Origin of the sequence: Pseudomonas onubensis, from assembly GCF_965653655.1 — a bacterium.
In the GTDB taxonomy this organism is placed as follows: Bacteria; Pseudomonadota; Gammaproteobacteria; order Pseudomonadales; family Pseudomonadaceae; genus Aquipseudomonas.
Map to the genome: position 1 here is coordinate 17,481 of NZ_CBFHAZ010000034.1, position 19,142 is coordinate 36,622.

At 60.5% G+C, this 19,142-nt stretch carries 16 protein-coding genes; 5 read left to right on the top strand and 11 right to left on the bottom strand.

From position 1 onward, the window contains the following. Window positions 1-19 precede the first annotated feature (19 nt). From ACTD9P_RS13775 to pmbA, 3 genes are all read right to left on the bottom strand, one after another. A complete protein-coding gene (locus ACTD9P_RS13775) occupies window positions 20-1,396 on the bottom strand; it encodes a class II fumarate hydratase (protein ID WP_438868108.1) in 1,377 nt (458 codons plus the stop codon). Beyond that, a complete protein-coding gene (locus tag ACTD9P_RS13780) occupies window positions 1,389-1,784 on the bottom strand; it encodes a FagA protein (RefSeq protein WP_099548385.1) in 396 nt (131 codons plus the stop codon). The genes ACTD9P_RS13775 and ACTD9P_RS13780 overlap by 8 nt, the downstream gene beginning before the upstream one ends. Before the next feature lie 134 nt (window positions 1,785-1,918). Beyond that, window positions 1,919-3,265 (bottom strand): metalloprotease PmbA, encoded by a 1,347-nt coding sequence (pmbA, locus tag ACTD9P_RS13785; protein ID WP_219266792.1) that lies wholly within the window; start codon window positions 3,263-3,265, stop codon window positions 1,919-1,921. Between the two features lie 108 nt (window positions 3,266-3,373). On the opposite strand from pmbA, the gene yjgA reads away from it, so the two are divergent. After that, a complete protein-coding gene (gene yjgA, locus ACTD9P_RS13790; RefSeq protein ID WP_017138246.1) occupies window positions 3,374-3,895 on the top strand; it encodes a ribosome biogenesis factor YjgA in 522 nt (173 codons plus the stop codon). Between the two features lie 45 nt (window positions 3,896-3,940). On the opposite strand, the gene tldD is transcribed toward yjgA, so the two are convergent. From tldD to mreB, 8 genes are all read right to left on the bottom strand, one after another. Further along, entirely contained in the window at window positions 3,941-5,383 is a 1,443-nt protein-coding gene (tldD, locus tag ACTD9P_RS13795; protein WP_106578669.1) for a metalloprotease TldD, read from the bottom strand. 19 nt (window positions 5,384-5,402) lie between these two features. Further along, window positions 5,403-6,248 (bottom strand): carbon-nitrogen hydrolase family protein, encoded by an 846-nt coding sequence (locus ACTD9P_RS13800; protein ID WP_438868109.1) that lies wholly within the window; start codon window positions 6,246-6,248, stop codon window positions 5,403-5,405. A 48-nt stretch (window positions 6,249-6,296) separates the two neighbouring features. Next, window positions 6,297-10,112 carry a YhdP family protein gene (locus ACTD9P_RS13805; RefSeq protein WP_438868110.1) on the bottom strand — a complete coding sequence of 1,272 codons (3,816 nt, stop codon included), beginning with the start codon at window positions 10,110-10,112 and terminating at the stop codon, window positions 6,297-6,299. 76 nt (window positions 10,113-10,188) lie between these two features. Beyond that, the gene (gene rng, locus ACTD9P_RS13810) at window positions 10,189-11,646 is read right to left on the bottom strand and encodes a ribonuclease G (protein WP_003171790.1); all 1,458 of its coding nucleotides are present in this window, start codon (window positions 11,644-11,646) and stop codon (window positions 10,189-10,191) included. A 70-nt stretch (window positions 11,647-11,716) separates the two neighbouring features. Beyond that, window positions 11,717-12,313, bottom strand: coding sequence for a Maf family protein (locus ACTD9P_RS13815; RefSeq protein ID WP_438868111.1), 597 nt, complete (start codon window positions 12,311-12,313; stop codon window positions 11,717-11,719). A gap of 51 nt (window positions 12,314-12,364) precedes the next feature. Further along, window positions 12,365-12,853, bottom strand: a complete 489-nt coding sequence (mreD, locus tag ACTD9P_RS13820) for a rod shape-determining protein MreD (protein WP_017138250.1) — start codon at window positions 12,851-12,853, stop codon at window positions 12,365-12,367. After that, window positions 12,853-13,917, bottom strand: a complete 1,065-nt coding sequence (gene mreC / locus ACTD9P_RS13825; protein WP_438868120.1) for a rod shape-determining protein MreC — start codon at window positions 13,915-13,917, stop codon at window positions 12,853-12,855. The genes mreD and mreC overlap by 1 nt, the downstream gene beginning before the upstream one ends. 186 nt (window positions 13,918-14,103) lie before the next feature. Beyond that, the gene (gene mreB, locus ACTD9P_RS13830) at window positions 14,104-15,141 is read right to left on the bottom strand and encodes a rod shape-determining protein MreB (RefSeq protein WP_002555108.1); all 1,038 of its coding nucleotides are present in this window, start codon (window positions 15,139-15,141) and stop codon (window positions 14,104-14,106) included. A gap of 210 nt (window positions 15,142-15,351) precedes the next feature. Between mreB and gatC the strand changes: the two genes are divergently transcribed. The 4 genes from gatC to ACTD9P_RS13850 all read left to right on the top strand — a co-directional run bounded on the left by gatC (window position 15,352) and on the right by ACTD9P_RS13850 (window position 19,095). Further along, complete coding sequence (gene gatC, locus ACTD9P_RS13835) at window positions 15,352-15,639, top strand: Asp-tRNA(Asn)/Glu-tRNA(Gln) amidotransferase subunit GatC (protein ID WP_003188556.1); 288 nt, start codon at window positions 15,352-15,354, stop codon at window positions 15,637-15,639. 16 nt (window positions 15,640-15,655) lie between these two features. Further along, a complete protein-coding gene (gene gatA / locus ACTD9P_RS13840) occupies window positions 15,656-17,107 on the top strand; it encodes an Asp-tRNA(Asn)/Glu-tRNA(Gln) amidotransferase subunit GatA (RefSeq protein ID WP_438868112.1) in 1,452 nt (483 codons plus the stop codon). Between the two features lie 10 nt (window positions 17,108-17,117). After that, on the top strand, window positions 17,118-18,563 hold the full coding sequence (gene gatB, locus ACTD9P_RS13845; protein WP_017138253.1) for an Asp-tRNA(Asn)/Glu-tRNA(Gln) amidotransferase subunit GatB: 1,446 nt from the start codon (window positions 17,118-17,120) through the stop codon (window positions 18,561-18,563). Window positions 18,564-18,723: 160 nt separating this feature from the next. Beyond that, window positions 18,724-19,095: a septal ring lytic transglycosylase RlpA family protein gene (locus ACTD9P_RS13850; protein WP_200430793.1), complete on the top strand. Its 372-nt coding sequence runs from the start codon at window positions 18,724-18,726 to the stop codon at window positions 19,093-19,095. Window positions 19,096-19,142: the final 47 nt, after the last annotated feature.

The following is a 19,142-nucleotide window of genomic DNA, read 5'->3' on the forward strand; positions in this document are numbered from 1 at the left end:
TCCAAAGCAGGGTCGGTGATTACACGCCGCCGGCCGTGAGCTTTTCCGGGCCCAGCAGGATCTCCAGTTGGCTACGTGACAAGTCGGTGTGCTCGAGGGCCACATCGATCACCGGGCGGCCTTGCTGATAGGCCTTCTTGGCGATTTCAGCGGCCTTTTGGTAACCAATGATCGGGTTGAGTGCGGTGACCAGGATCGGGTTGCGCGACAGCGCTTCCTTAAGCTTGGCTTCGTTGACCTTGAAGCTGGCGATGGCCTTGTCGGCCAGCAGGCGGCTGGAATTGGCCAACAGTTCGAGGCTGCTGAGCAGGTTCTGGGCGATGATCGGCAGCATCACGTTCAACTCGAAGTTGCCGGACTGCCCTGCGACCGTGATCACCGTGTCATTGCCGATGACCTGGGCGGCAACCATGGCGGTGGCCTCCGGAATCACTGGGTTGACCTTGCCCGGCATGATCGAGGAGCCTGGCTGCAAGCCTTCCAGTTCGATTTCACCCAAGCCTGCGAGCGGGCCGGAGTTCATCCAGCGCAGGTCGTTGGCGATTTTCATCAGCGACACCGCGGTGGCTTTCAACTGGCCGGAAACGGCGACGGCAGTGTCCTGGGAGCCAATCAACGCGAACAGGTTTTTGCCCGGGGTGAATTTCACCCCGGTCAGGCTGCTTAACTGCTGACTGAAACGTGCTGCAAATTCCGGGTGTGCATTGATGCCCGTGCCAACCGCCGTGCCACCCTGTGCCAGCGCCTGCAAGCTCGGCAGCAAATCCTGCAAATGGCCGATATTGGCCTTGAGCTGTTGCGCCCAGCCATTCAGCACCTGGCTCATGCGCACCGGCATGGCGTCCATCAGGTGCGTGCGGCCGGTCTTGATGAACGGGTGGACTTCTTCGGCCTTTTGCTCGATGACCTGTACCAAATGCAGCAAGGCCGGCAGCGTTTGCTCATGCAACACCAACGCCGCGCTGACGTGAATGGTGGTCGGGATGATGTCGTTGCTGCTTTGGCCGCAGTTCACGTGGTCATTGGGGTTGACCGGCTCGCCCAGCAAACGGCTGGCCAGGGTCGCAATCACTTCGTTGGCGTTCATGTTCGAGCTGGTGCCGGAGCCGGTCTGGAAAATATCCACCGGGAAGTGCGGCATGAAGTCGCCTTCGAGCAAGCCTTGGGCGGCATCGACGATGGCCTTGCCCTGCCCTTCGCTGATTTGCTTGAGGTCGACGTTGACCTTTGCGGCGGCGGCCTTGGCCAGGATAAGGGCGCGAATGAATTGCGCCGGCATACGTTGCTGACTGATCGGAAAATTGTTCACCGCGCGCTGGGTCTGCGCGCCATACAAGGCCTCGGCAGGCACTTGCAGCTCGCCCATGCTGTCGCGTTCGATACGGGTGTTACTCATCGTTAGATCCTTGCACCAAGTCAGAAACAGAAAGGGAAGGCAGCAATTCGCAAGTCGCCAATTGCCAGGCAAAGGTCTGCCAGCGCTTGAGGCGGCAGGCACAGTGGGAAAGTTTTTCCAGGTCGCGAAGTGGGCGCCAGGCCTGGTCCAGGCACATGGATCGCCAGTGCCAGGGCAAGGCGATGTCGCCCGCGGTGTCGATCAAAAGGCGGAATGACGTTTCGGCGATCGTCCACGGATGGGTCGCGGTGCAGCACGCCAGGTATCGCCCCTCGTTGAGGTAATGTTCGATCAGGCGCGGTTCATTGGGATCGAGACCGCAGCGAATCTGACGACTCATCCAACGCCAACTCTCAAGGTACGGATCCTCATGCAGGACAGAACTCATGATTCACGCTCATTCGATAATGATATTTATTATTAAATGATATTGAGAATCAAAACAAGAGCAGCAAATCGCAGCCATCAAAAAAGGCACGCCATCTTGAGGATGGCGTGCCTTTTTGATGAAGCGTCGCGCCGTTAACTGCCGGCGACGGTCATCCGCTCAATCAGCACCGAACCGGTGCGAATGTTACTGCGCAGCTCCAGGTCATTACCCACTGCGACGATCTGCTTGAACATATCGCGCATGTTGCCGGCAATAGTCACTTCCTGGACGGCGAATTGAATCTCGCCATTTTCTACCCAGAAACCCGCCGCACCGCGTGAATAATCACCGGTCACCATGTTCAGGCCACTGCCCATCAGCTCGGTGACCAAAAGGCCGCGGCCCATACGGCGCAACAGTGCCGCCTGGTCTTCGTCGCCATGGGTGACGAACAGGTTGTGCACGCCACCGGCGTTCGCCGTGCTTGGCAGGCCGAGCTTGCGACCGGCGTAAGTGCCCAGTACGTAGGACACCAACTCGCCGTTCTCGACGAACGGTTTGGCATAGGTGGCCAGGCCATCACCGTCGAATGCGGAACTGCCCATGGCACGCATCAAGTGCGGGCGCTCATCGATGGTCAGCCATTCAGGAAACAGCTTCTGGCCAATCGCGCCTTCTAGGAACGAAGATTTTCGGTACAGATTGCCGCCGGAAATCGCGCCCAGGAAACTGCCGAACAACCCACCGGCCAGCTCAGCCGAAAACAGCACCGGGACTTCGCACGTAGGCACCGGGCGCGCGCCCAGCCGGCTGGCGGCACGTTGCGCCGCGCGCTGGCCGATGCTGACTGGATCGGCCAGCAATTCGCCCTGGCGGCTCACGTCGTACCAGTAATCGCGCTGCATCTGGCCATTGGCTTCGGCGATCATCACGCAGCTCAAGCTATGGCGGGTGGAGGCATAACCACCGATAAACCCATGGCTGTTACCGTAGACACGGCAGCCTTGATGAGTGCTCAACGTGGTGCCATCAGCGTTCTTGATGCGGGCATCGGCATCGAACGCCGCCGCTTCGCAGATCAGTGCCTTTTCGATCGCCTGCTCCGGTGTGATGTCCCAGGCATGGAACAGATCGAAGTCCTTCAAGTCCTTGGCCATCAGCGCTTTATCGGCCAGGCCCGAACTTTCGTCTTCAGAGGTGTGCTTGGCAATCGCCAGCGCCGCTGCGACGGTTTCACGAATGGCTTCCGGCCCACTGGCGGAAGTGCTGGCCGAGCCTTTGCGCTGCCCGGCATACAACGTGATGCCAAAACCCTGGTCGCGATTGAACTCGACGGTTTCCACTTCACGCTGGCGCACCGACGTCGACAGCCCCTGTTCCAGCGACACGGCTACTTCACAGGCGCTGGCCCCCTGGCGCTTGGCCTCGGCAAGGATCTGCTCGACTTGTTCCTGCAGTGCCGGTAACGCTTGCGGACCGACGCTTTGGGCTGCACTCATGGTTTTCTCCACTCAAATTCTGCTTTCGGTTAAGGCCATCGAGCGACCGGGCCGGACAAGCGGCCCCCGACTGGTTATCATGGCGGCGTTTCTTTGCGGACTGCCACCATGGTTGATTCTTACGACGACTCCCTCGATGGGGAGAAAAGCAAAACCCAGGTCAAACGCGAGCTGCATGCGCTGGTTGACCTCGGCGAGCGCCTTACAACGCTCAAGAAAGACTTGATTGCCAAATTGCCACTGACCGACGAAATGCGCCGGGCGCTTGCGGATGCTCCCAAGCACACCGCGAATATCGCGCGTAAACGGCACATCATGTTTATCGGCAAGCTGATGCGCGATCAGGACACTGATGCCATTCTGGCCTTGCTCGATCAAACCGATGCCTCCACTCGCCAGTACAACGAACGCTTCCATAACCTGGAGCGCTGGCGTGACCGCCTGATCTCGGGCGATGACGCGGTGCTGGAGAAATTCGTGCTGGACTACCCGGACGCGGACCGCCAGCAACTGCGCTCCCTGATCCGTCAGGCCCAGCACGAGCAGGCGCATAACAAGGCGCCGGCCACCAGCCGTAAAATCTTCAAATACATCCGTGAGCTGGACGAGACTCAACGCGGCCTGCGTTGATCCTCTTCCCCGGGTGGCGGTCTTCGCCACCCGAAGCTCCGGCCATTACGACCCCGTGCCACCCACGGTGATCGCATCGATTTTCAAGGTTGGCTGACCAACGCCGACCGGCACCGACTGCCCATCCTTACCGCAAGTGCCTACGCCGCTGTCCAGCGACAGGTCATTACCGACCATCGACACCTTGCTCATGGCCTCCGGCCCATTGCCAATCAACGTCGCCCCTTTGACCGGCGCGGTAATCTTGCCGTCTTCGATCAGGTACGCTTCGCTGGTGGAGAACACAAACTTGCCGCTGGTGATATCGACCTGGCCGCCGCCGAGGTTGGCGCAGTAGATCCCGCGTTTTACCGAGGCGATGATTTCTGCGGGGTCGCTTTCGCCACCGAGCATGTAGGTGTTGGTCATGCGCGGCATCGGCAGGTGCGCGTACGACTCGCGACGGCCGTTGCCGGTACGTGCCACACCCATCAGGCGGGCGTTGAGCTTGTCTTGCATGTAGCCCTTGAGCACACCGTTTTCAATCAGCGTGGTGCATTCGGTCGGCGTGCCTTCGTCGTCGACACTCAGCGAACCACGCCGGCCAGCCAGGGTGCCGTCATCGACAATGGTGCAGAGCTTGGACGCAACCATCTCGCCCATGCGCCCGCTGTAGGCCGAACTGCCTTTGCGGTTGAAGTCACCTTCCAGGCCATGGCCAACAGCTTCGTGCAGCAGCACGCCGGACCAGCCCGAGCCCAACACCACCGGCAAGGTACCGGCCGGCGCCGGAATGGCTTCCAGGTTGACCAGCGCCTGACGCAGCGCTTCACGGGCATAACCCATGGCGCGGTCGTCGCTGAGGAAATAACGGTAGTCGGTACGCCCGCCACCGCCATGGCCACCGCGCTCGCGGCGACCGTTCTGTTCAACAATGACACTCACGTTGAAACGCACCAGCGGCCGTACATCTGCCGCCAGCCCGCCGTCAGTGGACGCCACCAGAATGCGTTCCCACACGCCGGCCATGCTCACCGTGACTTGCTGAATACGCGGATCGAGGGCGCGGGTGGCGGCGTCGATACGCTTGAGCAGATCGACCTTTTCCGCGCGGCTGATCACTTCCAGCGGGTTATCCGGTGCGTACAACTGGGCCACGTCCTGGGTGCTGAAAGCCTGCACGGTGCCGTTCTGGCCCGCGCGGGAAATCGAGCGCGCTGCACGCGCCGCCAGGCCCAGGGCTTCAAGGGTGATGGCGTTGCTGTAGGCAAAGCCGGTCTTTTCACCGGATTGCGCGCGCACGCCTACGCCTTGGTCAAGGTTGAAACTGCCTTCCTTGACGATGCCATCTTCAAGAGCCCACGACTCGGAAATCTGGCCCTGGAAATACAGGTCGGCCGCGTCGATGCCTGGCCCGGCCAGATCACCGAGCACGGTTTGCAGACTTTCGATGGTCACGCCACCGGGTGCCAGGAGGTGTTCACTGACTGAGGACAACAACTCGCTCATAGGTTTGGCCTTAAATTCATCATTCTGAAGCAGGCCGCTGCGCGCCCTGCGAGAAAAAGCGCCGATGATTGACCACCGGCATGCGCGCCCGTATCGACGCCTGTTCACTGCTATCGCGTTCGGCCAACAACACCGCTTCGCCTTGATCCTGTTGTGTCAGCACACGCCCCCAAGGGTCGACAATGGCCGCGTGGCCAAATGTTTCCCGTGGCCCCGGGTGTACACCGCCTTGAGCGGCGGCCAATAAGTAGCATTGGGTTTCGATGGCCCGTGCCCGAATCAGTACATCCCAATGCGCAGCGCCGGTCACCGCTGTAAAGGCCGAAGGCGCGGTAATCAACTCTGCTCCCGCTGCACGCAGTTCGCTGTACAGCTCGGGGAACCGCAGGTCGTAGCACACCGTCAGGCCCAAGCGCCCCACCGGCGTGTCCGCCACCACCACATTGCTGCCGAAAGCATAGTCGTCGGATTCACGATAACGACCTCTGGCATCTGCAACATCGACATCAAACAGGTGCAATTTATCGTAACGGGCGACGATTTCACCCTGATCATCGATCAATAGCGAGCAAGCGTTGGACTTGGCGTGAGGTTGGTCCTGGGGCGGCAACGGCAAAGTGCCGGCCACTATCCATAAGGTGAGGTCGCGGGCGGTCTGTTTCAACCATGGCAGGATCGGGCCTTCGCCCAAGGCTTCGGCGCGACCGATATCGGCGACGTCGCGGCGGCCCATGGCGGCGAAGTTCTCCGGCAGTACCGCAAGCTTCGCCCCGCCCGCTGCCGCTTGCTCCAGCAAGCGCCGGGCCTGGGCCAGGTTGGCCAGCACATCGCTCTGGCTGACCATTTGAATTACCGCAAAGGACATGGGCCGACACTCCGTAATAGGCATGCGGCCATGCTACTCCACAGGCTCTCAGTTTGGCTTTTCAAATGGCTTGTCGAAGGTGATTTTTGGATCCTTCCACGGGCCTTGCACCTTGTATTGCACGCTGGCGAAGCGTGAAACACGGTCACCGATCAGCTTGTCGATCAGGAACAACGCGCCGCCAATGGCGGGCGCGCCGACAATCAGCGCGGCAATCGGCAGGTTGTTGGTGACCGGCAACGTGACCAGCAGCTTGGCGTCGACACGGTCAGCCACCAGGTCCAGGGTGCCATTAAGCTCCAGGTTGGTGGAAGGGCCGGTCATGGTGATGGGCTCACGGGTCACGAATACCCCATCACTGGCGGCCAGCAAGCCTTTGACCCGGTCATAACTCAAACCTTTGCCGAGCAGGTCCGAGAAGTCCAGGCGCAACCGGCGACCGATGGAATTGAAGTTGAGCAAACCGAACACCCGCAGGGCCTGGGCGCCACCTTCCACTTCGACAAACTGGCCTTTGCGGAATGATGCATCCAGGCTGCCTGAGAAACGCTTGGGGCCAACCCACGCCGGCGAACCCGGCCACCGACCATCCACATCCAGGTGGAAGTCTTCGCTGGTCACTGTCGGCGCAAAGCCCCAGCCCTTGAGCACGTCGGCGATGTTCTTGCCGTCCAGGCGGCCCTTGTACCAGCTGCTGCTGGCCCCCGGCGCACCTTCCCAACCACCGGCGCCATTAAGCTGCATGCCCTTGAGGCCGAGGTTGAGGTTGTTGAAGGCCAGGCCTTTGGCAGTCGGGCGGATCTTCAGCGACCAGGCGCCCACCAGATCGGGGCCCTGGAACAGCTGATTGATCGCGATATCCAGCGCGGGAATATCCTTGGGGTCGATATCCGCCAACGGGTCCGGTGCGTTTTCGTCGGCCTGCACGGTCGGGTCCACCGCCGGTAGTTTCACGTATTGCAGGTTGATCGCAATCGGCGCGCCCTTGGCGTCCGGCAGGTTGACCGTGCCCTTGGCCTGCTGGCTGTCGAGCTGCAAACCCCAGGCGGCAGGCTTGCGGTCCAGCTGAAGGTTGGCCTGATCAAGCTGGGTGCCAAAACCGATCAGTTTGCCCACTTTGAAGTCGGCACCACTGAGCAATTGCTTGGCGCTGCCGCCTGGGTCGTTACCGGCGTAGCGGTTGGCCAGTTTTTTCCACGGGTCAATGTCCAGTTCCGACAACACACCGCGAATGCGCAACCCTTTGGCCGCCGGCAACACTGCATCGCCATCGCCCAGGAACAACTCCCCGCGCCCGTCATTGAATTTGTCCGGCGGCGAGGCAAAGGTGAAGCTCGCCAATTCGCCATAATCGAACCAGTAACGCCGCTCGGGGCCCTGCAAGGTCATGCGGAACACGCTGTCACGGCCCTGGCTGGCGGGCATGCCGAAGGGCGCCGGCAGGTCTACCGCCACGCCTTTCATAGTGGAGCTGACCATCAGTTGGCTGTCGGCGCCGTCCAGTGTGAGCTGCAGCTGGTACGGAATATCACCGGACACCGGCAACGGCTGGCTGATTTTTAACCAATCGGTTAGACGCTTGACCGTAACCTGGCCCTTGGCGGTGACGCGGGTACTGATGTTGCCCGGCTTGCCATCGGCAACAATTTGCGCGGTAATCGGCCGATCAAATGCCTGGGCCGAGATGTTCTGGCCGCTCAAGCCCTTGCCGCTGTCGAAGCGGAAATCACCCTTGAGCTGTGTCAGGTCCAAGGTCGGCTCCGCCAATTGCAGACGGGCTTTATCGGTCTTGAAGTCCACCACGATCTTGGGCTCGGTGCCTTTGACCAGCGGAATGTCCAGGTCCAGATTGCCTTGCAAGTCGCCATCGCCCTTCCAGCCGGCAAAGGTCGAGCCCGTGCCTATTGGCGCGTCCTGAAGGATCTTCAAACCATCGCCCAGGCCGCCCGCAAATCCACCAGTGATCAACAAGTGGCTATCTTTACCGGCCGGTGCGTGGGGGATATTGACGTAGACGTCCTTGACCTTGGTGTCGAGCAATTGGCCTTTGCTGGCCAGGATGCGCACGCCGCTCTCCTCGACGAACACTTCGCCATTGACCTTGCTCACATGCGGCCAACCCGGCTGGAAGGCCAGTTCGGCGTCATGAACCTTGAAGAACAAGCTGATGTTGCGCGCAGCGGGCAGCGCGTCATGGTTGAGCGAACCCTGGTACTGGAAGAACCCTTGGTCCACCGCACCTTTGAGAATTGCGGTACGCAGCCATTCATCCAGGGACGGGCTCAACACGGCCGGCAAATACTTGGGCGTGAAACGGCCATCGCCGTCGACCATACCGACCCGCAGGTCCATGTAGTCTTCCTGGGCATGGTCAAAATGCAGGCGAATCAGGAAGTCGGCAGCCACTTTACCCTCTTCGCCCAGCACCTTGATGTACGGGGCAATCAGGGTGAAGCCTTCTTTATCCAGCTTCCATGTCAGGCGCGCGTTGGCCTGGATGTACTGCCAGGGCTTGGCGAAGATCGGGTACAGGTGCAGGGAAAAATCCTTGCTGTCCATACGCAACTCGCCCTGGCCCAAATCGCCACTGATGCTCCCGGATACATTCCGTGCGGCTGGCGCACCGAAGTACGCGTCAAAACCGATGCGCTCAAGGTTGGCGGCGAAGCTGACTTTTTTGTCGGTGGTGTCCTGCGGACGAAAATCCACCAACACATTGCGTAGCACCCCCGTGGCCTTCAGATGCTCAATGGTCTTGGCAAAACCTTCCGGCAACGGCGCCAAGGCATTTAACAGCGGCGTGATAGGGGTCAGGTCAAGACGGTCAGCCTGAAGCTTCCAGGTTTCCTGGTCTTTATCGGTCGCCAGGCTTTGTTGCAGTTGCAGGTGTGATTCCCAGCGGGTGTCGCCGATGTTCATCGCCAGCGAATCGAGCAACACCTTAAGGCCACTGTCACTGCGTTGCAGGTAGGCGGTGAGGGCGAGGTTTTCGATATGTACAGGTTTGCGGTCGGCGTAACTGCCTTTTACTTGTGGTGAGTTGAGACGCACCACGGCACTTTGCACGGTGCCCTTGCCCCAATTGAGCCAGAACTCGCCACCGGCTTTGAACTGAGTGAGTTTCCATTGCTGGGTCAACCTGGCGGGAATCCATTTGGCCCAGTCACTTTGGGGCAGGCTCAGGTAGGCTTCGACTTCGCCGTCCTTCCACGCACTGGCACGAATGCGGCTGCGCAGGCTCAGGGCCAGGGGCTGGCCGTCCGGCAGGGTGAGGCGTGCATCCAGGCGTTGGCGGGTGTTGCCGGTGTGCAGGCTCAGGCCCACGTAGGTCAGGGTCAACGGCGCCTGGTCGAAAGGCTGCAACGTCACCTGGCTGTCGAGCAACGACACGCGCTTGACCATCTGCATGCGCGTGAGCAACTGCTGTGGGTCCAAGGGCTGGTCGTCCTGCACCGGCAAGCCTTGCAGCGCCCAGTGGCCGTCCTGGTCTTCCTTGACACTCAACTGCAGGCCGCTGACTTCGAGGTGGGCGATACGCACTTCGCGGGCCATCAGGCTGGCCCAGATATCCGGCACCACTTCGACCTGATCCAGGCGCAGAGCGCTATTGCCCTCGCCGACCATCACGTCGTGGGCCATCAATATCGGCGCGAAACCGCTCCAGCGTCCTTCGAGGCTGCCGATGTGCAGGGGCATCTCCACCGCGGCTTGCGCCTTGGCTTCGACTTCGGCGCGGTACTCCGCCACCAGTGGGACCAACTCACGACCCAGGCTCACGTACACCGCCGCCAATACCAGCAGCAAGGCGCACAGGCCCAGGCCCCAACGGGTCAAGGCGGCAAAAAAGCGTATCAGACGCTCCATGTCAGGCGACCCTCAAGGCAGTTAGCGGACGGCAGATCAATGCCTGCCGGTCTCGAATAAAGAAAGCGATTGGGGATCAGAGCAGCACCACGTCGTATTGTTCCTGGGAATACATGGTTTCAACCTGGAAACGAATGGTGCGCCCGATAAAACCCTCCAGCTCAGCGACGTTACCGGACTCTTCATCCAGCAATCGGTCGACCACTTTCTGGTTGGCAAGCACTCTATAACCTTCCGCCTGGTAGGCACGTGCCTCCCGTAAGATTTCGCGGAAAATCTCGTAGCAAACCGTTTCCGGGGTCTTCAGTTTGCCGCGTCCCTGGCAACTGCTGCACGGCTCGCACAGCACTTGTTCAAGGCTTTCGCGGGTACGTTTGCGGGTCATTTGCACCAGGCCAAGCTCGGTGATCCCGATAATATTAGTCTTGGCGTGGTCGCGCTCCAGCTGCTTCTCCAGGGTGCGCAGCACCTGGCGCTGGTGCTCTTCGTCTTCCATGTCGATGAAGTCGATAATGATGATGCCGCCCAGGTTGCGCAGGCGCAGCTGGCGAGCAATGGCAGTGGCCGCTTCGAGGTTGGTCTTGAAGATGGTTTCTTCGAGGTTGCGATGGCCCACGAACGCGCCGGTGTTGACGTCGATGGTGGTCATGGCTTCGGCCGGGTCCACCACCAGATAGCCGCCGGACTTGAGCGGCACTTTGCGCTCCAGGGCCTTCTGGATTTCATCCTCGACGCCATACAGGTCAAAAATCGGTCGCTCGCCAGGGTAATGCTCCAAACGGTCGGCGATTTCCGGCATCAGCTCGGCAACAAATTGTGTGGTGCGCTGGAAGGTTTCCCGCGAGTCGATGCGAATTTTCTCGATCTTCGGGCTGACCAGGTCACGCAAGGTACGCAACGCCAGGCCGAGGTCTTCATAGATGACGCTCGGCGCACCGATGGTTTTGATCTGCGCGCCGATCTGGTCCCAGAGCCGGCGCAGGTAGCGGATGTCCATGAGGATTTCATCAGCACCGGCGCCTTCTGCGGCGGTACGCAAAATAAACCCGCCGGCTTCCTTGATGCCTTCAGCGGCCACACAGTCGCTGACCACCTTTTTCAGACGTTCACGCTCGCCTTCGTCTTCGATCTTGAGGGAAATACCCACATGCGCGGTACGCGGCATGTACACCAGATAGCGCGACGGAATCGACAGCTGCGTGGTCAGCCGCGCGCCCTTGGAGCCGATCGGGTCCTTGGTGACTTGCACCACCAGGCTCTGCCCTTCGTGCACCAGGGCGCTGATGCTTTCCACCGCAGGGCCTTCACGCAGGGAGATTTCCGAGGCGTGGATAAACGCGGCGCGGTCCAGGCCGATGTCGACGAAAGCCGCCTGCATACCCGGCAATACGCGCACCACTTTGCCTTTATAGATATTGCCGACGATCCCGCGCTTCTGGGTGCGCTCGACGTGCACTTCTTGCAGAACACCGTTTTCTACCACCGCCACGCGCGATTCCATCGGCGTGATATTGATCAGAATCTCTTCACTCATGGCTGGGTCTCGTTCAGGCGTTTTCACAATAGTGACCGATCGCTTAAGGCTGGGCGCTGGAAGACGGCGTTCAGCGCGCGGTAAGATGTTGCCAACAGGGTATGCCGAATTGGCCGAGCAGTTGCGCGGTTTCGCACACCGGCAGGCCGACCACAGCGGAATAGCTGCCATTGAGCCCGGCAACAAACACCGAGCCAAGCCCCTGGATAGCATAGCCGCCCGCCTTGTCCGCAGGTTCGCCACTGTGCCAGTAGGTTGTAGCTTCCTCGACAGAAATAGCGCGAAAACCTACACGACTGCTTACACAACGGGTTTCGCAGCGCTGGCCGTCGGTGAGGGCAATGGCGGTGAGCACTTCATGCTCACGGCCGGAAAGCGCCATCAGCATCGCCAGGGCATCGGCCTGATCCACCGGCTTGCCCAGGATCTGACCATCCACGATCACGGCCGTATCGGCACCCAGCACACAGGCGCCCGAGGTGTGAGCAAGCGCAGCAAAACCCGCCGTGGCCTTGCCGCGCGCAAGGCGCTCGACGTAGGCAACGGCAGGTTCATTGCTAAGAGGGGTTTCATCAATGGCGGCGCTGACCACGGTGAAAGGCACACCGATCTGCGTCAGCAGTTCACGCCGCCTCGGGGAGCCCGAGGCCAGGTAAAGCGAATTCATTGCAGACTCTCCCTGTAGGGTTTGATAACCAGGCAGAGCCTCGCAATCCATTCAATTGATTTTATAGCGACGACGTAACCCACGCAGACCGAAACTGACCCAAGGCCAAAGCAGCGCGCTGACCAACGCCGGCAACACCAGCGCCAAGGTCGGTTGGCGGTTGCCGGTCAAGGCGCTGAGCCACAGTTGCACCAACTGCGCCAGGCCGAAGATCACCAGGATCACCAGGCACTGTTGCCACATCGGGAACATGCGCAAACGCTGCTGCAACGAAAGCACCAAAAAGGTAATCAGCGTGAGGATCAATGCGTTCTGACCCAGCAAGGTGCCATAGAGCACGTCTTCCGCCAAGCCCAGGCACATTGCCGTAACCATCCCGACTTTGTGCGGCAGGGTCAGTGACCAGAAGGCCAGCAACAACGCCAGCCAGAGCGGTCGCAGAATCTCCATGAATTGCGGCAGCGGCGAAACGCTGAGCAGCAAACCGATGGCGAAGGTCAGCCAGACGATCCAGCCATTACGCGAATGAGTACCGGCCATTATTCCTCCCTCTGCCGCGTGGTTGCCGGGGCTGCGGTCGCTGGCCGGGCGGCCGGCGTGGCGGCGGGCGTTGACGCAGGCGGTTTGGCTGCGGCGGGTTTAGCCGGGCGGGCGTTGTGGGCGGCGGGTTTGACGGGCGTTGCCACTGGCGCGGCTGGCGTTGCCACCGGTGCCGGCGGCCCCACGAAAGCAGGCTTGGGCACGGTGGCAGGAACGATTGGCGCTGTACCGTTCTGCTTGTCTTCCGCTTCCTGGGCTTGAGCGGCGTCGTTGGCGCGCTCTTCGGGGGTGCGGTTGTCGCTGAATACCAGCAACAGGTAACGGCTGCGGTTCAAGGCGGCGGTCGGCACGGCGCGTACGATGGCAAACGGCTGGCCGGAATCGTGGATCACTTCCTTGACCGTCGCCACCGGATAACCCGCCGGGAAGCGCTGGCCCAAACCGGAGCTGACCAGCAGGTCGCCTTCCTTGATATCGGCGGTATCGGCAACGTGACGCAACTCCAGACGCTCCGGGTTACCGGTGCCGCTGGCAATCGCGCGCAGGCCGTTACGGTTGACCTGTACCGGAATGCTGTGGGTGGTGTCCGTCAGCAACAATACCCGCGATGTGTAGGGCATAAGCTCGACCACCTGGCCCATCAGGCCACGGGCATCCAGCACCGGCTGGCCCAGCACGACACCGTCGCGCTCACCCTTGTTGATGATGATGCGGTGGGTAAAGGGGTTGGGGTCCATGCCGATCAACTCGGCCACTTCGACCTTCTCGTTGACCAATGCCGAAGAATTGAGCAACTCGCGCAGCCGAACGTTCTGCTCGGTGAGGGCCGCCAGCTTTTGCATGCGTCCCTGCAACAGCAGGTTTTCAGTCTTGAGTTTTTCGTTCTCGGCGACCAGTTCGGTGCGGCTGCCGAATTGGCTGGCCACGCCCTGGTAGAGACGTTGCGGCAGGTCGGTGATCCAGTAAGTCTGCATCAACACCAGCGACATCTGGCTGCGCACGGGCTTGAGCAGTGCAAAACGGGCATCGACCACCATCAGCGCGACCGAAAGCACGACCAGCACCAATAAGCGCACGCCCAATGAGGGGCCTTTGGCGAAAAGCGGTTTAATAAGCCGCTCCTCCCAGGCAAATGTTCTCTTTATTCATACGGCATCAAACCGGCCTGGATGCAGATTGAAGAAGATAAACGCCAACAGGCAGCACTGCAAAGTGCTGCCTGCGAGCGAAGCATGGTGCAACCAACGATCTTATTCGCTGGAGAGCAGGTCCATGGTGTGTTTATCCATCATTTCCAGTGCACGACCACCGCCACGGGCGACGCAGGTCAGCGGGTCTTCGGCGACGATCACCGGCAGGCCGGTTTCCTGGGCCAGCAGCTTGTCGAGGTCGCGCAGCAAGGCGCCACCACCGGTCAGCACCAGACCACGCTCGGCGATATCGGAAGCCAGTTCCGGCGGCGATTGCTCCAGGGCGCTTTTCACAGCCTGAACGATGGTGGCCAGCGACTCTTGCAGAGCTTCCAGCACTTCATTGGAGTTCAGGGTGAAGGCACGTGGAACGCCTTCGGCCAGGTTGCGACCGCGAACATCCACTTCGCGAACTTCGCCGCCCGGGTAAGCGGTGCCGATTTCCTGCTTGATGCGCTCAGCGGTAGATTCGCCGATCAGGCTGCCGTAGTTACGACGCACATACGTGATGATCGCTTCGTCGAAGCGGTCGCCGCCTACACGCACGGATTCGGCATACACCACACCGTTCAGGGAAATCAGGGCGATCTCGGTAGTACCACCACCGATATCCACCACCATCGAACCGCGCGCTTCCTCAACCGGCAGGCCGGCGCCGATTGCGGCAGCCATAGGCTCTTCGATCAGGAACACTTCGCGGGCACCGGCGCCAAGGGCCGATTCACGGATGGCACGACGCTCCACCTGGGTGGACTTGCACGGAACGCAGATCAGCACACGTGGGCTGGGCTGCAGAAAACTGTTTTCGTGAACTTTGTTGATGAAGTACTGCAGCATCTTTTCGCAGACGCTGAAGTCGGCGATCACGCCGTCTTTCATCGGACGAATGGCAGCAATATTGCCTGGTGTACGGCCGAGCATGCGCTTGGCCTCGGTGCCGACGGCAACGACACTTTTCTGATTACCATGGGTCCGAATGGCCACAACCGATGGCTCATTCAGAACGATACCGCGCTCGCGCACGTAAATAAGGGTGTTGGCAGTGCCCAGGTCAATGGAAAGATCGCTGGAAAACATGCCACGCAGTTTCTTGAACATGGGGAAAGGACCCTAGGCAACGCGTGGGTAAAAAAGTGCGGCAAACTCTAACAACGACAGGGATTTTGGGCAAGGCGCCAATGTGCTAAATTGGCCGACTTTCTGTGCACCAACCCCCACAATCGCGGCCTTATGACCGTAGAAATGCGGTAGTGTTCCGACAATCTAACACACGGATGCCCTCCGTTCTGTTTTCCACTGGAGAAACCCATGGCGCTTGAACGCTCCGACGTGGAAAAAATCGCGCATCTGGCCTCGCTTGGCCTGAATGACGCCGATCTTCCACAGACCACCGCAGCCCTGAACAGCATTCTCGGGCTGGTCGACCAAATGCAGGCCGTCAATACTGATGGCATCGAGCCCCTGGCTCACCCGCTGGAAGCCAGCCAGCGCCTGCGCGCAGACGTTGTGACCGAGCGAAATAATCGCGAGGCCTACCAGTCCATCGCGCCAGCGGTCGAAAACGGCCTGTACCTGGTTCCGAAAGTCATCGACTAAAGGGAAAGAGCCTTTCATGCATCACATGACTCTGGCCGAGATCGCCCGCGGTCTCGCCGACAAAAAGTTTTCTTCCGAAGAGCTGACCCAGACCCTGCTGGCGCGTATCGCCGCGCTGGACCCCAAGGTCAACAGCTTTATCAGCCTCACCGAGGAGCTGGCCCTGAGCCAGGCCAAGGCCGCCGACGCACGTCGCGCCAACGGTGAAAACGGCGCACTGCTGGGCGCACCCATCGCCCACAAAGACCTGTTCTGCACCCAGGGCATTCGCACCAGCTGCGGCTCGAAGATGCTCGACAACTTCAAAGCGCCCTACGACGCCACTGTGGTGTCCAAGCTGGCTGCCGCCGGGGCCGTGACCCTGGGCAAGACCAACATGGACGAATTCGCCATGGGTTCGGCCAACGAGTCGAGCTACTACGGCGCGGTCAAAAACCCGTGGAACCTGGAACACGTGCCCGGCGGTTCCTCCGGCGGCTCGGCTGCTGCTGTTGCCGCGCGTTTACTGCCGGCGGCTACGGCCACCGACACCGGCGGCTCGATCCGCCAGCCCGCCGCGTTCACCAACCTCACTGGTTTGAAGCCGACCTACGGTCGCGTTTCCCGTTGGGGCATGATCGCCTACGCCTCCAGCCTCGATCAGGGCGGCCCACTGGCACGCACTGCGGAAGACTGCGCAATATTGTTACAAGGTATGGCCGGGTTCGATAAACAGGACTCCACCAGCATTGATGAGCCGGTGCCGGACTACAGCGCCAGCCTTAATACTTCGCTTAAAGGCCTGCGTATCGGCGTGCCGAAAGAGTATTTCAGCGCCGGTCTCGACCCGCGTATCGCCGAACTGGTGCATAACAGCATCAAGGAGCTGGAAAAACTCGGCGCGGTGATCAAGGAAATCAGCCTGCCGAACAACCAGCACGCGATCCCTGCGTACTACGTGATCGCGCCGGCAGAAGCCTCCTCGAACCTGTCGCGTTTCGACGGCGTACGTTTCGGCTACCGCTGCGAAAACCCAAAAGACCTCACCGACCTGTACAAACGCTCCCGTGGCGAAGGCTTCGGCGCCGAAGTACAACGCCGGATCATGGTCGGTGCCTACGCGCTGTCCGCCGGTTACTACGACGCGTACTACCTCAAGGCGCAGAAAATCCGTCGCCTGATCAAGAACGACTTCATGGCTGCCTTTGAAGAAGTTGACGTGATCCTCGGCCCGACCACGCCAAACCCGGCCTGGAAGATCGGCGCCAAGACCGGCGACCCGATCGCCGAGTACCTGGAAGACCTCTACACCATCACCGCCAACCTCGCGGGCTTGCCGGGCTTGTCCATGCCCGCAGGATTCGTCGATGGCCTGCCGGTCGGCGTGCAATTGCTCGCCCCGTATTTCCAGGAAGGCCGCCTGCTCAATGTGGCGCACCAGTACCAGTTGAACACCGACTGGCACACTCGCACCCCTACCGGCTTCTGAGGAGAACACCATGCAATGGGAAGTTGTGATCGGGCTGGAGATTCATACCCAGCTCGCCACCCAATCGAAGATTTTCTCCGGTAGCGCCACCACGTTCGGCGCAGAACCCAACACTCAGGCCAGCCTGGTCGACCTGGGCATGCCTGGCGTACTGCCAGTGCTGAACGAGGAAGCGGTGCGCATGGCGGTGATGTTCGGCCTGGCGATTGACGCCGAGATCGGCCAGCACAACGTGTTTGCGCGCAAGAACTACTTCTACCCGGACCTGCCCAAGGGCTACCAGATCAGCCAGATGGAATTGCCGATCGTCGGCAAGGGCTACCTGGACATCCCGCTGGAAGACGGCACCATCAAACGTGTCGGCGTGACCCGTGCGCACCTGGAAGAAGATGCCGGCAAGAGCCTGCATGAAGAATTCAACGGCGCCACCGGTATCGACCTGAACCGTGCCGGCACGCCGCTGCTGGAGATCGTTTCTGAGCCGGACATGCGCAGCGCCAAGGAAGCCGTGGCCTACGTCAAGACCATCCACGCGCTGGTGCGTTACTTAGGGATCTGCGACGGCAACATGGCCGAAGGCTCGCTGCGTTGTGACTGCAACGTGTCGGTGCGGCCAAAAGGCCAGGCCGAGTACGGCACCCGCTGCGAGATCAAGAACGTCAACTCGTTCCGCTTCATCGAGAAGGCGATCAACACCGAAGTGCGTCGCCAGATCGAATTGATCGAAGACGGCGGCAAGGTGATTCAGCAAACGCGCCTGTACGACCCGAACAAAGACGAAACCCGCGCCATGCGCAGTAAAGAGGAAGCCAACGACTACCGTTACTTCCCCGACCCGGACCTGCTGCCGGTGATCATTGAGGACTCATTCCTTAATGACGTGCGTGCCACCCTGCCGGAATTGCCGCCGCAAAAACGCGAGCGTTTCCAGGAACAGTTCGGCCTGTCGGTCTACGATGCCAGCGTATTGGCCTCCAGCCGTGAGCAAGCCAACTACTTCGAAAAAGTCGTGAGCATTGCCGGTGACGCCAAGCTGGCGGCCAACTGGGTGATGGTTGAGCTGGGCAGCCTGTTGAACAAACAGGGCCTGGAGATCGACGAAGCCCCGGTGACCGCCGAGCAGTTGGGCGGCATGCTGCTGCGCATCAAGGACAACACCATCTCCGGCAAAATTGCCAAGACCGTGTTTGAAGCGATGGCCGCAGGCGAAGGCAGCGCCGACGACATCATCGAGAAGCGTGGCCTCAAGCAAGTCACCGACAGCGGCGCTATTTCGGCCGTACTCGATGAGATGCTCGCCGCCAATGCCGAGCAAGTTGAACAATACCGCGCGGCAGACGAAGCCAAACGCGGCAAGATGTTCGGCTTCTTTGTCGGCCAGGCGATGAAGGCCTCCAAAGGCAAAGCCAACCCGCAACAGGTGAACGAACTGCTCAAAAGCAAGCTCGAAGGCTGACAGCGGTGAACGGTCGGAGTGGGATTACATGCCCAACTCGGACCCCTTGTGGGAGCGGGCTTGCTCGCGAATGCGGTGGGTCAGTGAAGGTATATCTAGCTGATACACCGCTTTCGCGAGCAAGCCCGCTCCCACATTTGATACGGGGGCAGCATTGATAATGAAGCGTCTACTCGGCCTCCTGGCCCTGTTCTCTCTGCTGGCCGGTTGCGCCAGCGGCCTCATCGACCCCAACGGCTACGACGAAACCGGCACCGCCTCCTATTACGGCGCCAAGCACCATGGCAATAGAACCGCCAGCGGTGAACCCTTCAACCAAAACGCCCTGACCGCCGCCCATCGGCGCCTGCCCTTCGGCACGCGGGTCAAGGTGACCAATCTCGACAACAACAGATCCGTCGTGCTGCGCGTCAATGATCGTGGCCCGCACACCCGTGGCCGCCTGATCGATGTTTCGCGCAAAGCCGCTGAGCAACTCGGTATGCTGGGCAGCGGCACCGCACGGGTTCGCGTGCAAGCGCTGAGCAACTGACAGGAGCCTTGGCCATTTCCGCACTCACCGCCCTCTCACCCTTCAGC